The 12,162-nt window shown below is 72.9% G+C and carries 11 protein-coding genes; 4 read left to right on the top strand and 7 right to left on the bottom strand.

Going from position 1 to position 12,162, the window contains the following annotated elements; all coding sequences use genetic code 11:
- Nucleotides 1-29: 29 nt before the first annotated feature.
- The gene (locus tag FH609_RS16650) at nucleotides 30-263 is read right to left on the bottom strand and encodes a hypothetical protein (protein ID WP_139668286.1); all 234 of its coding nucleotides are present in this window, start codon (nucleotides 261-263) and stop codon (nucleotides 30-32) included.
- A 4-nt stretch (nucleotides 264-267) separates the two neighbouring features.
- Nucleotides 268-1,119, bottom strand: coding sequence for a mycothiol conjugate amidase Mca (mca, locus tag FH609_RS16645; protein ID WP_139668551.1), 852 nt, complete (start codon nucleotides 1,117-1,119; stop codon nucleotides 268-270).
- Between the two features lie 224 nt (nucleotides 1,120-1,343).
- Here mca and FH609_RS16640 point away from each other — a divergent pair, with 224 nt between their 5' ends.
- Together FH609_RS16640 and greA are read left to right on the top strand one after the other, a co-directional pair.
- A complete protein-coding gene (locus FH609_RS16640) occupies nucleotides 1,344-1,763 on the top strand; it encodes a DUF4307 domain-containing protein (RefSeq protein ID WP_139668284.1) in 420 nt (139 codons plus the stop codon).
- A 210-nt stretch (nucleotides 1,764-1,973) separates the two neighbouring features.
- The gene (gene greA, locus FH609_RS16635; protein WP_139668282.1) at nucleotides 1,974-2,471 is read left to right on the top strand and encodes a transcription elongation factor GreA; all 498 of its coding nucleotides are present in this window, start codon (nucleotides 1,974-1,976) and stop codon (nucleotides 2,469-2,471) included.
- A gap of 139 nt (nucleotides 2,472-2,610) precedes the next feature.
- On the opposite strand, the gene FH609_RS16630 is transcribed toward greA, so the two are convergent.
- Complete coding sequence (locus FH609_RS16630) at nucleotides 2,611-3,489, bottom strand: LysR family transcriptional regulator (RefSeq protein ID WP_139668280.1); 879 nt, start codon at nucleotides 3,487-3,489, stop codon at nucleotides 2,611-2,613.
- A gap of 187 nt (nucleotides 3,490-3,676) precedes the next feature.
- On the opposite strand from FH609_RS16630, the gene FH609_RS16625 reads away from it, so the two are divergent.
- Nucleotides 3,677-4,897 (top strand): MFS transporter, encoded by a 1,221-nt coding sequence (locus tag FH609_RS16625; protein WP_139668278.1) that lies wholly within the window; start codon nucleotides 3,677-3,679, stop codon nucleotides 4,895-4,897.
- Between the two features lie 48 nt (nucleotides 4,898-4,945).
- Here FH609_RS16625 and FH609_RS16620 read toward each other — a convergent pair whose 3' ends face one another.
- From FH609_RS16620 to FH609_RS16605, 4 genes are all read right to left on the bottom strand, one after another.
- Nucleotides 4,946-5,512, bottom strand: coding sequence for a Uma2 family endonuclease (locus FH609_RS16620; RefSeq protein WP_139668276.1), 567 nt, complete (start codon nucleotides 5,510-5,512; stop codon nucleotides 4,946-4,948).
- A gap of 106 nt (nucleotides 5,513-5,618) precedes the next feature.
- Nucleotides 5,619-7,628, bottom strand: a complete 2,010-nt coding sequence (locus FH609_RS16615) for a thioredoxin domain-containing protein (protein ID WP_139668274.1) — start codon at nucleotides 7,626-7,628, stop codon at nucleotides 5,619-5,621.
- 155 nt (nucleotides 7,629-7,783) lie between these two features.
- On the bottom strand, nucleotides 7,784-8,425 hold the full coding sequence (locus FH609_RS16610) for a TetR family transcriptional regulator (RefSeq protein ID WP_139668272.1): 642 nt from the start codon (nucleotides 8,423-8,425) through the stop codon (nucleotides 7,784-7,786).
- Nucleotides 8,426-8,430: 5 nt separating this feature from the next.
- Nucleotides 8,431-9,981, bottom strand: a complete 1,551-nt coding sequence (locus FH609_RS16605; protein ID WP_139668270.1) for an MFS transporter — start codon at nucleotides 9,979-9,981, stop codon at nucleotides 8,431-8,433.
- Nucleotides 9,982-10,296: 315 nt separating this feature from the next.
- Between FH609_RS16605 and FH609_RS16600 the strand changes: the two genes are divergently transcribed.
- Nucleotides 10,297-12,141: a phosphoenolpyruvate carboxykinase (GTP) gene (locus FH609_RS16600; protein WP_139668268.1), complete on the top strand. Its 1,845-nt coding sequence runs from the start codon at nucleotides 10,297-10,299 to the stop codon at nucleotides 12,139-12,141.
- Nucleotides 12,142-12,162: the final 21 nt, after the last annotated feature.

Below are 12,162 nucleotides of genomic sequence, written 5' to 3'. Positions count from 1 at the left end.
GTTCCCCGGGTCGGGCCGCCCGGTTGAGGTCAGGAGGAGGTGGCGGCGGATCGGTCCGTCGAGGACTCCTCGGCGGCCGGCTCGCCGCCGTCGCGCCGCTTCCCGGCGCCCTCCTCGAAGTCGATCCTGCCCAGGTGGCGGCTCATCGACCTCAGCAGCACCCAGACCCCCACGCCCAGGACGGCGAACACGATGAAGCCCAGCACCCCCGGGGTCACCGTGTACTCGGTCAGCTCCTTGGCGAGCGGAGTTACGTCAGTCATGACGTCAATTCTGGCGGATACCGGCGAACAGGTCCGACTCGGGTAGCGACGTATCGACCAGCGACCGCGCCAGCTCGAAGTCCTCGGTGGGCCAGACCTCCTGCTGGATCTCCATCGGCACCCGGAACCAGCCGCCGTCGGGGTCGATCTGGGTGGCGTGTGCGATCAGCGCCTTGTCCCGCACCGGGAAGAACTCCGCGCACGGCACCCGCGTGGTCAGCTGCCGCTCCGGCATCGAGGACTCGTCCCACCGTTCCAGCCACTCCTGGTACGGCGACTCCAGGCCGCGCGCCAACAGCGCCTCGTGCAGCGCCACGGTGCGCTGCTTGTTGAAGCCCTGGTTGTAGTACAGCTTCGACGGCGTCCAGGGCTCCCCGGACTCCGGGTAGCGCGTCGGGTCGCCCGCCGCCTCGAAGGCCACCATCGAGATCTTGTGCGTCATGATGTGGTCCGGGTGCGGGTAGCCGCCGTTCTCGTCGTAGGTGGTGATCACCTGCGGGCGGAACGAGCGGATCAGCCGCACCAGCGGCTCGGCCGCCTCCTCGACGTCCCGCAGCGCGAAGCAGCCCTCGGGCAGCGGCGGCAGCGGGTCGCCCTCCGGCAGCCCGGAGTCGACGAAGCCCAGCCACTCCTGGCGCACGCCCAGAATCTCCCGCGCCTCGGCCATCTCCCTGGCCCTGACCTCGTGGATGTTCTCCTCGATGTAGGGGTCGCCCTGGAGCTTCGGGTTGAGGATGGAGCCCCGCTCGCCGCCCGTGCACGTGGCGACCAGCACCTCCACGCCTTCCGACACGTACTTGGCCATCATGGCGGCGCCCTTGCTGGACTCGTCGTCCGGGTGGGCGTGCACCGCCATGAGGCGCAGTTGCTCTGTCCCGGGTGTCACGGCTTCCCCGGCTGTCACGGCTGTCAAGACTGGAATCCTCGTCGTTCGATCCTGTCGTCTCGGCCCTGGAGACGCCTTCTATAGTGACGGATGGAGCGAGTGCCGGTATTCCCCGGCCGTCGCCCCGTGGACGTTGGCGACGCCGGAGGACTCCGGCGTGGCCTGGCCCGAGCCGAGACCGAGAGGAGGCCGCCATGTCCCGCACGCACCCCGGACTGCCGGAGGGCCGTTACGGACGCGCCACCTCCCGGGACGGCGCGACGGACCGCCGGCTGCGGCTGGTCGGCCTGGTGCTGGGCGTCGCCCTGGTCGCCTTCGTCGCCTGGGCCGGCTTCTCCTATATCGGGGAGCAACGGGTCACCGGCGAGTTGACCGGCTTCGAGGTGACCTCCGACGCGGAGATCAGCGTCCACCTCGCGGTCCGCAAACCGGCCGACACCGAGGGCGTCTGTACGGTGCGGGCGCAGGCGGAGGACGGCCTGGAGGTGGGGCGGGGCGAGTTCCGCTTCGACCAGCCGGACGACAGCCTCCACCAGGCGGTCACCCTCCGCACCACGGGCCGGGCCACCTCGGCCGAGCTGATGGGTTGCTCGGCGGCCGGCCAGGAGGAATAGCGCCGGCGACGCGGTGACGGGCCGTCAGGGAGCCCCGCGTTCGGCCACAACCCGTCCCGGGTTTGTGGCTCAGCGCGCAGGGTAATCCTTCCGCACATCGACCGTTTCGTTGTTAGAGTCGATATTTCGATCGATGATCCGCCCGCCCAGGAGCGCACACGTCCGGGACGGGCCTTGTTTTTATCCCCTCTTGCTACCCGAGGAGCACCTGTGACGCAGACCAGCGACACTGTCACCTGGCTGACCCAGGAGGCGTATGACCAGCTCAAGGCGGAGCTGGATCACTTGTCGGGTCCTGCCCGCGTCGAGATCGCGAAGAAGATCGAGGCGGCTCGTGAAGAGGGCGATCTCAAGGAGAACGCCGGTTACCACGCCGCCAAGGAGGAGCAGGGGAAGATGGAGGCGCGGGTGCGCCAGCTGACCCAGCTCCTGGAGACCGCACAGGTGGGCGAGGCCCCCGCCGACACCGGCGTGGTGGCCCCCGGCATGGTCGTGACGATCGCCTTCGACGGCGACGAGGACGACACGATGACTTTTCTGCTGGCGTCGAGGGAGTTCGCCACCTCGGACATCGAGACCTACTCGCCCCAGTCCCCGCTCGGCGGCGGCGTGTTGGGCAAGAAGGTCGGCCAGGAGGGCTCCTACGAGCTGCCCAACGGCAGCACCGCCAGGGTGAAGGTGCTGGAGGCCAAGCCGTACCAGGCCTGACCCCGCCCGAAGAGCCGATCCGCCCACGCCCCCCTCATTTCGTTTCCCCGGGCACACGAGGGGGGCGCTGCCATGTCCGGGGGCGGCAGGGGCCGTTCCCCCGGCGCGCAACGGACGCGGCCGGCGCCCGGCGCGACCGCTACCGTGCCGGCTCGACGCCCAGCAGTTCCAGGAAGGCGTCGGCCGCCGGGGTGTGGCCCTCCCGGCCCCAGATCACATACTCGGCGCGGGCCGGCGCGTCCGTGATGTCGATCGTGACCAGTCCCGTCAGACCCGCGACGAACGACGGCGGCAGCAGGGCCACGCCCAGCCCCGCGCGGACCAGCCGGACCAGGTAGTCCGCGTTGGTCACCTCGAAGGCGACCTCGCGGGTGAGGCCGGCGGCGGCGAAGGCGAGGTCCGACTGGGCCCGGCCGGCGGTCCTGGCCGGCAGGTCGACGAACGCCTCCGAGGACAGTCGGGCCAGGTCGACCGAGGTCTCGCCGGCGAGCGGATGGTCCGGGGAGACGACGGCGGCCAGTCGCTCCCGGCCCAGCTCGCGGGCGTTGACGCCCCGGGGGCTGGCCGTGACCGGGATGCCGAGGAAGGCGACCGTGATCTCGCCCTGTCTGACCTGCTCGACGAGTTCGTCGCTCGCGCCGACGCTGAGGCTGATCCGGGCCTTCGGATGGCGCCGGTGGAACTCCCCGAGCGCGGCCGGGACGTCCACCGCGGCGACGGACGGGATCAGCCCCACCGTGAGGCGTCCCCGCACCTCGCCGACGGTGGCCGCGACCTCGGCGGCGGCCAGCTCCGCTGCCTCCAGGCACTGGCGGGCGGCGGGCAGGAAGGCCGTGCCCGCCGGGGTCAGCCTGACCCGGCGGCTGGTGCGTTCGAAGAGCCGTGCGCCGAGTTCCCGCTCCAGGCGCGCGATCTGGTGGCTGAGCGCGGACTGCACCACCAGGCAGCGTTGGGCGGCCCTGGTGAAGCTGTTCGTCTCGGCCACCGCGACCACGTACCGCAGCTGTTGAAGTTCCATCGATCCATCGTGATATGAGATGCATGGCGTGACAAGCATGTGTTGGACTCATTGATCGGTCCGGTCCGAGACTGGTGGCGACCGCACGCGGCCCCGTGTTCCCAGGGTGACTTCCCGGGGGAGGCCGCCGATCGGGCCTCGTCGACGTGCCCGGGTGCGGCATCCGACCCCCTTGCGGAGAGACGAGATGACCGTTCGAGAAGAGACACCCCCGGCCGTCGCCGCGCCCGGGCCCGCGTCCCCGGCCCGGGGATGGCTGGGCGTGGCCGCGATCACGGCCAGTCTGTTCGTCTTCCTCACCACCGAGCTGATGCCGATCGGCCTGCTCACCCCGCTCAGCGAGAGCCTCGACGTCTCCGTCGGCGCGGCGGGCCTGATGGTCACGGCGCAGGGCGTCGCGGCCGGCCTCGGCGTCCCGTTCCTCGTGGCGTGGACCCGCCGCGTCAACCGGCGCCGCCTGCTGACCGCGCTGCTGGCCGTCCTCGCCGTCGGCAACCTGATCACCTCGGTCGCGCCCGGCTACCCGCTGATCCTGGGCACGCGCCTGGTCATGGGCTTCGCCAGCGGCGTCTTCTGGGCCATCGGCGTCAGCATGGCCATGCGGATCGTCCCCGAGCGGCACGCCAACCGGGCCGCCGCCGTCGTGATGTCCGGCATCTCCGTCGCCACCGTCGTCGGCATCCCGCTCGGCACCCTGCTGGAGAGCGCCACCGACTGGCGCGCCACCTTCCTGATCTGGGCCGGGCTCAGCGCCCTGGTGTTCCTCGCCGTCGCCCTCGCCGTCCCCTCGCTGCCGTCGGCGAACGCGGTCCCGGTCCGCGAGGTCTTCGAACTGCCGGTCAGGAACGTGCCGTTGCGCGTGGTCCTGGTCATGGTCGCGCTCTTCGTCCTCGGCCACTTCGGCGCCTACACGTTCGTCCGGCCCTACCTGGAGGAACGGGCGTCCGCCTCCGTCGGCTTCGTCACCGTCGTCCTGATCGTCTTCGGCGTCGGCGGCGCGGTCGGCAACTTCGTCGGCGGCCAGACCGTCGCCAGGAGCCCGCGCGGCAGCTTCGTCGGAGGCGGCCTGGCCCTGGTCGGCGCGCTCGTCCTGCTGCTGACCGGCGGCGCGCACGCCGCCGGCGTGATCGCCGCCATGGCCCTGTGGGGCGTGGCCTTCGGCGTCGTCCAGCTCAGCCAGATCAACATGACGCTCGCCGCCGCGCCCGAGACCTTCGAGGCCGCGATGTCGCTCAACACCATGGCCTACAACACCTGCATCGCCCTGGGTGCCCTCGCCGGCGGCCTGCTGTCGGACCACACGGGCGTCTCGGGCGCGGTCTGGCTCGGCGTCGTCCTCGTCGCGCTCGCCGTCACCCTCCGCGCCACCACCGGCCGCCGCCCACCGCAGGTCCCCGCGGCGTGCTGAACGGCGGGCGCCTGCGGCCTGCGGGGCGGGAGCGGCTGGCGGGGGCCGTCAGATGGTTCCCAGGTCCACGTCGACGGGGAAGGGTGTCGTGGTCTTCACCGCGCCGGTGAACATCTCGCCGTCCCGGTAGGCCTTGCTGGCGGGGTCGAGGATGTGGGTGTAGACGATCGGGACACCGGTGGCGGCCTGTTCGACCCGCCAGTAGAAGGGGATGCCGGCCGTGGCGTACTGGTTCACCTTCACGATCCGGTCGGTGGTCTCGGAGCCGGGTGAGACGACCTCGGCGACCAGGAGCACGTGTTCGGGACGGGTGGGCGTGACATCGATCGTTTCCGCACGGTAGACGACAACGTCCGACCGGCGGTTGACGAGGGGAACGTCCTGGAGGCGGACGTCGATGTCGGTGTCGGCGTTCCACTCCGGGCCCGACGCGGCGTCCAGGGCGTTGGCCAGGACGCGGGCCAGCCGGTTGTGCCGCTTGGATGCGCTCGGACTCACGACGACCATCCCGTCCACGATCTCGATGCCGGCGCACTGTTCCTCGGGCCAGGAGTCGTACTGCTCCGCGCTGATCTGGGTGTGCATCCAGGCGGGCGTCACCATTTCGGCGGTCACGGGGTACCTCCTCCGAGGAGCGAGCCGGGCCTCGACAGTTGCAGCGCTGCCGTGTTCAGCCTACTGGCCCTGGGGGCTCCGCCGGCGGCGGGCGGGCGCCCCCGCGCTACGCCAGCTGTTCCGTCAGCCGCCCCGGGTCCGTCGTCGGCTCAAGGCAGACGAAGCCCCGGCAGACATAGGCCGCCGGGCGGCCGTCCCGCAGCGGCCGGTCGGCCAGCAGCGGCGGGGCGTCCGCCGCACCCGGCTCGCCCCTGGCCACCACCGCGCCGGGCGCCGTCGCCCGCAGCGCCGCGCGGTGCAGCTCCTCCGTCGCCGGGTCGTCCGCCCGCCCGACGACGGCCACCTCCCTCGGCCCGTCCACCGCCGCCTCGGCCACCGCCAGGCCCCAGCCGACGAACCGCGCCGCGCCCGAGGCCAGCGGCGTGACGATGCCCAACGCCCGTTCCGCCGCCGCCCGGTGACGGTCGCTGCCGGTGTAGGCGGCGTAGCTCAGCAGCGCGCCGGTGGCCGCCGTCCAGCCGGACGGGGTCGCGCCGTCCGTGGGGTCCTGGGGGCGGCGGATCAGCCGTTCCCCGTCGTCGGCCGTGTCCCAGAACGCGCCGTCCTCGCCGGTGAACCGGGTCAGCACCACCTCCAGCAGCGCCCCCGCCTCCGTCAGCCAGGCCGCCTCGCCGCTCACCGCGTAGAGCGCCAGCAGGCCCTCGGCGAGGTCGGCGTAGTCCTCCAACACCCCGGCGCTCGTTCCGGCGACGCGGTCCCGCGAGGTGCGGGCCAGCCGGCCGGTGGCGTCGTCGCGGTGCACGTCCAGCAGCAGCCGGGCCGCCCGGGCGGCGGCGGCCACCAGGTCGGGGCGTTCCAGCAGGCCGCCGACCTCGGCCAGCGCCGCGATGGCCAGGCCGTTCCAGGCGGCGATCACCTTGTCGTCCCGCTCGGGGGCCGGCCGCTCGCGGCGGGCCGCGAGCAGCCGGTCCCGCGCCTCGGCCGGCGGCGCCTCGCCGGGCAGCCGCAGCACCGAGGTGCCGCCCTCGAACGTGCCGGCCTCGGTCACCCCGTACCGTTCCGCCGCCTCGGCCCCGGCCTCCGGCCCGAGCGCCTCGGCCAGCTGCGCCGGGGTCCACACATAGGCCGCGCCCTCGGCGTGCCCGCCGTCTGACGTCTCGCTGTCCGCGTCCAGCGCGGACGCGAACCCGCCCTCGGGCGTGCCGAGTTCGCGCACCACGAAGTCGGCCGTCTCCAGCGCGACCCGCCGCGCCAGCGCCGATCCTGTGGCCCGCCACAGGTGCAGATAGACGCGGGCCAGCAGCGCGTTGTCGTAGAGCATCTTCTCGAAGTGCGGGACCACCCAGGCCGCGTCCACCGAGTAGCGGGCGAAGCCGCCCGCGAGCTGGTCGTAGATCCCGCCGCGCGCCATCGCCTCGCAGGTGCGCTCCACGATGGCCAGCGCCTCGCCCGACCCGGTACGCGCGTGGTGCCGCAGCAGAAACTCCAGCACCATCGACGGCGGGAACTTCGGCGCCCCGCCGAAGCCGCCGTGCCGCTCGTCGAACTCGCCGGTCAACGCGCCGACGGCCAGGGCCAGTTCGTTCTCGCCCGGCGGCGCGGGCGCCCGGTAGTCCAGCCGCCGCCCGGCCAGCTCGCCGGCGATCCGGGCGGCCACCTCGCCGACCTCGCCCCGACGCTCCCGCCAGGCGGTGACGACGCCCTCCAGCAGCTGACGGAACGACGGCAGCCCGTGCAGCGGGCGCGGCGGGTAGTAGGTGCCGAAGTGGAACGGCTCCCCTTCGGCCGTCATGAACACCGTCATCGGCCAGCCGCCCTGCCCGGTCGCCGCCTGCACGGCCTCCATATAGATCGCGTCCACGTCCGGACGCTCCTCGCGGTCCACCTTCACCGCGACGAAGTGCTCGTTCAGGAACGCCGCGACCTCGGGGTCCTCGAAGCTCTCCCGCGCCATCACATGGCACCAGTGGCAGCTGGCATACCCCACGCTCAACAGCACGGGCACCTCGCGACGCCGCGCCTCCTCGAACGCCTCCGGCGTCCAAGGCCACCAGTCCACGGGGTTGGCGGCGTGCTGGAGGAGATAGGGCGAGGTCGTACCAGCCAACCGGTTCATGCGCCCCAATCTCTCACAGCGCACCACCACGTCAGCGGGACCGTGGCGGGGCGTCAGGTGAGCAGGCGACGGCGGTAGCCCTCGGCCACCGCCGAGGGAGGAAGACGCCGTTTCCGCGCCCCTTTCCCCGCGCCCCGTTCCCCGCGCCCCGTTCCTCAGGACGTCGGGCCGTCGGGTCGTGCGGCCGTCAGGTCGCGGGTCAGGGCGTCGATCGTGCGGTCGACGAGTTCCGTGACGTCGGTGTCCGGTTCGGTGGCGGCCCAGTGCAGCAGCGCCTCGCGGAACGCGCCGAGGATCGCGCCGACCAGGACCCTGGTCTCCAGGGAGTCGGGACCACGCCCGGTGCGCGCGGCCAGCGCCCTCGCCAGGGCGGCCCGGCCGGGGCCGGCCATCGCCTCGTGCAGCCGGTCGCGGATCGACGGCACGGACGCGATCAGCTCCATCCGCTGCCTGGCCCTGCGCAGCGCGCCCGGGTCGGACCTGGCGCGCTCCACGCCGGCGTGCAGCGCGTTCCGCAGGGCGGTCAGCGGCGGCTCCTCGGCCGCCCTGGCGGCCAGCTCCTCGCTCAGCGGGCGGACGGAGGCGTCCTCGCTGAGGACCAGCTCCTCCTTGGTCGGGAAGTAACGGAAGAACGTGCTGGTCGAGACGTCGGCCGCGGCGGCGATCTGGTCCACCGTGGTCGCGTCGAAGCCCTGCTCGGCGAAGAGCCGGTAGGCGGCGTCCCTGATGGCCCGCCGGGTGCGGAGCTTCTTGCGTTCCCGCAGGCCGAGCGGGGAGACGGCGCAGGTGGCGTTCATCGCGGTCAGCCTCCGGTGTCCGGTTCGGCGTGGGGAAGCCCCGCCTGGGAGAGCCTGGTGGCCGAGGCGGGGGTGCTCCTGGCCAGCAGCCAGGCGGCCAACAGGCCGGAGAGCAGGGCCAGATAGCCGCAGACGAAGAGGGCCACGCTGGTGGCGTGGGTGAAGGCGGCGTCGGCGGCGTCGGCCAGCTCCGGGTGGTTGAGGGTCTCGGCCCACTGGTGGGCGGCCGTCACCGACCTGCCGGCCTGCTCGGCGGCTTCGGGCGGCAGCCCCTCGGTGCGCAGCCCGCTGCGGTAGCTGTGGGCCAGCAGGCTGCCCAGCAGCGCGACGCCCAGCGCCGAGCCGAGCAGCCGCATCGTGCTCAGCATCCCGGAGCCGATGCCGAACCGGTCGGGCGGCAGCGCGTTCATCGCCGCGTTGACCGCGGGCACCATCGCGAGGCCCAGGCCGAGCCCGGTGATGGCCAGCCAGATCGCGAGCTGTCCCTCGCCCGCGTCGGCCAGCACCGAGCTGCCCAGGAAGCCGGCGAACGACAGCATCACCAGGCCGCTGGCGACCACGGCCCCGGTGCCGAAGTGCCGCACCAGCGGCCCGCAGCCGCGCACCGTCAGCAACAGCCCAGCCAGCAGCGGCAGCAGCCGCACGCCGGTCGCGAACGAGTCGTGGCCGCGCACCGCCTGGAGGTACTGCGGCAGGAAGAACAGCAGCCCGGCGAGGATGAGGCTGGCCAGCGCGCTGAAGAGGACGGGCCAGCCGAACGCCGGGTCGCGCAGCAGCCGCAGGTCCACCATGGGGCGGCGGCGCCGGCTCTCCCGCAGCAGGGCCCAGGTCAGCAGCGGCAGCGGGGCGCAGAGCGTCAGCAGGATCAGCGGCCGGTCCCAGCCGCGTTCGGCGCCTTCGATGACGGCGTAGAGCAACGAGCCGATGCCGAGCGCGAGCAGCGCGGTGCTCAGCGGGTTGACGCGGGCCGCGTCCGGGTCGCTGGACTCGGGCAGCAGCAGCCAACAGGCCACGGCCGCCAGGCCCAGCACCGGCAGGTTGACCAGGAAGAGCGCGCCCCAGGGGAACTCGTCGAGCAGCCAGCCGCCGACCAGCGGCCCGATGGGCATCCCGGCGGCGAACGTGGTCGCCAGCACGGCCAGCGCCTTGGGGCGTTCCGCCGGCGGGAAGAACGTGGGCAGCAGCGCCACGGTGAGCGGCACGATCAGCCCGGCGCCCAGGCCCATCAGGGCGCGGGCGACGAGGAGTTGGGCGGTGCCGCCGGCCAGCGCGCCGAGCGCGGAGCCGAGCAGCACGATGCCGAGCCCGACCAGCAGGGTGCGGCGGCGCCCGAAGCGGTCGCCGAGCAGGCCCCCGGGCAGCACGGCGGCGGCGTTGACCACCAGGTAGGCGTTGACCACCCACTGCTGTTCGTCGGTGCCGATGCGCAGGTCGGCGGAGAGGGTGGGCAGCGCGACGTTGAGGATCGTCAGGTCGAAGCCCAGGGTCAGCGAGATCAGCCCGAGCGCGGCCAGCGCCCACCAGCGGCGCGGGGCGCGGGGGCCGGTCATGGACATCCGGTTCGTCTCTCGTCGGGCCGCCGCCCTCTACGCGGGTGGCTCATGGGGTGATTCTCAAATGATAGTGACTCCCAGATCCGGCCGGTCCGTCAAGGCGGTTTTGCCATGCCTTGGGGCTGCTCATCTGAGCTGCTCTAGACACAGACGAGAAGTCGGGTCAGTATCAGATGAGCGGCCCATCCCTTCGGATGAGCGGCCGGTGTCGGGTTGGCGCGGTGCGACGCGACCGACCGGGCGCCAGCGCTGGCCGGGGCGTGCCCCGGGACCACGCGGAAACAACCCTCAAACCCTCAACCCTCAGGAGCGAACGCGATGCTGACCTCAGCTCCCGTCGCCGCCCAGGCCCCCACCCGGCACGCGAGACTGCTGGCGTGGGTGGCCGAGATCGCCGAGTTGACCCAACCCGACCAGGTCGTCTGGTGCGACGGCTCCCAGGAGGAGTACGACCGCCTCTGCGACGAGCTGGTGGCACGGGGCACCTTCCGTCGGCTGGAGCCCACCCGCCGGCCCAACTCCTACCTCGCCCTCTCCGACCCGAGCGACGTCGCCCGCGTCGAGGACCGCACGTTCATCTGCTCCGAGCGCGCCGAGGACGCCGGGCCCACCAACCACTGGCTGGACCCGGCCGAGATGCGGGAGATCTTCGCCGGCGAGACGGGCCTCTTCCGGGGCGCGATGCGCGGCCGGACGATGTACGTGGTCCCGTTCTGCATGGGCCCGTTGGGCTCGCCGCTGTCCGCGCTGGGTGTGGAGATCACCGACTCCGCTTATGTGGTGACCGCGATGCGCACCATGACCAGGATGGGCTCGGCGGTCCTGGACGAGCTGGGCGACGACGGCGACTTCGTGCGGGCGGTGCACTCGGTGGGCGCCCCGCTGGCCGAGGGCGAGGCGGACGTGCCCTGGCCGTGCAACACGACCAAGTACATCTCGCACTTCCCCGAGAGCCGCGAGATCTGGTCGTTCGGCTCCGGCTACGGCGGCAACGCGCTGCTGGGCAAGAAGTGTTACGCGCTGCGCATCGCCTCGGTGATGGCGCGCGACGAGGGCTGGCTCGCCGAGCACATGCTGATCCTCAAGCTGACCCCGCCGGACGACCGCGAGCCGCGCTATGTCGCGGCGGCGTTCCCCTCGGCCTGCGGCAAGACCAACCTCGCCATGCTGCGGCCCTCGCTGCCCGGCTGGCGGGTGGAGACCGTCGGCGACGACATCGCCTGGATGCGGTTCGACGAGGACGGACGGCTGCGCGCGATCAACCCGGAGGCCGGCTTCTTCGGGGTGGCCCCCGGCACGGGCGAGCAGACCAACGCCAACGCGATGCGCACGCTGTGGGGGAACGCCGTCTTCACCAATGTCGCGCTCACCGAGGACGGCGACGTGTGGTGGGAGGGCATGACCGAGGAGCCGCCGGCCCGGCTCACCGACTGGCGCGGCCAGCCCTGGACGCCGGACGCGGGCCGGCCGGCCGCGCACCCCAACGCGCGGTTCACGGTGCCGGCCGCGCAGTGCCCCACCATCGCGCCCGAGTGGCAGGACCCGGCCGGGGTGCCGATCTCCGCGATCCTCTTCGGCGGCCGCAGGGCCAGCACGGTGCCGCTGGTCACCGAGTCGCTGTCCTGGCGGCACGGCGTCTTCCTGGGTGCCAACGTCGCCTCCGAGAAGACGGCCGCCGCCGAGGGCACGGTGGGCGAGCTGCGCCGGGACCCGTTCGCGATGCTGCCGTTCTGCGGCTACCACATGGGGGACTACTTCGCGCACTGGCTGGCGATGGGCGAGCGGGCGAAGGACCCGGCGGCGCTGCCCCGGATCTTCTATGTCAACTGGTTCAGGAAGGACGACGAGGGCCGCTTCGTCTGGCCGGGCTTCGGCGAGAACATCCGGGTGCTGAAGTGGATCGTGGACCGGCTCGACGGCCGGGCCGAGGGCGTCGAGACGCCCGTCGGGCGGCTTCCCGGACCGGGCGAGCTGGACATCGAGGGGCTCGAACTCACCGCCGAGCAGCGGGCGTTGCTGCTGGAGGTGGACGCCGAGGCGTGGCGGGCCGAGGCGGAGCTGATCCCCGAGCACCTGGCGACCTACGGCGCGCACACGCCCGAGGGGCTGTGGGAGGAACACCGGGCCCTGGTGGCCCGGCTCGACGGCCGGACGGCCGGCTGACCCGTCCGGGCAGCCAGGCGA

It is taken from the genome of Streptomyces sp. 3MP-14 (assembly GCF_006334905.2).
Classification (GTDB): domain Bacteria; phylum Actinomycetota; class Actinomycetes; order Streptomycetales; family Streptomycetaceae; genus Streptomyces; species Streptomyces triticirhizae.
This window is presented reverse-complemented; position numbering and strand designations above follow the sequence as displayed.

Bases quoted from the DNA above. Each gene is read 5' to 3' on its own strand.
- FH609_RS16650 (WP_139668286.1), bottom strand. From the start codon at position 263: ATGACTGACGTAACTCCGCTCGCCAAGGAGCTGACCGAGTACACGGTG.
- mca (WP_139668551.1), bottom strand. From the start codon at position 1,119: ATGGCGGTGCACGCCCACCCGGACGACGAGTCCAGCAAGGGCGCCGCC.
- FH609_RS16640 (WP_139668284.1), top strand. From the start codon at position 1,344: ATGTCCCGCACGCACCCCGGACTGCCGGAGGGCCGTTACGGACGCGCC.
- FH609_RS16630 (WP_139668280.1), bottom strand. From the start codon at position 3,489: ATGGAACTTCAACAGCTGCGGTACGTGGTCGCGGTGGCCGAGACGAAC.
- FH609_RS16625 (WP_139668278.1), top strand. From the start codon at position 3,677: ATGACCGTTCGAGAAGAGACACCCCCGGCCGTCGCCGCGCCCGGGCCC.
- FH609_RS16615 (WP_139668274.1), bottom strand. From the start codon at position 7,628: ATGAACCGGTTGGCTGGTACGACCTCGCCCTATCTCCTCCAGCACGCC.
- FH609_RS16610 (WP_139668272.1), bottom strand. From the start codon at position 8,425: ATGAACGCCACCTGCGCCGTCTCCCCGCTCGGCCTGCGGGAACGCAAG.
- FH609_RS16605 (WP_139668270.1), bottom strand. From the start codon at position 9,981: ATGTCCATGACCGGCCCCCGCGCCCCGCGCCGCTGGTGGGCGCTGGCC.
- FH609_RS16600 (WP_139668268.1), top strand. From the start codon at position 10,297: ATGCTGACCTCAGCTCCCGTCGCCGCCCAGGCCCCCACCCGGCACGCG.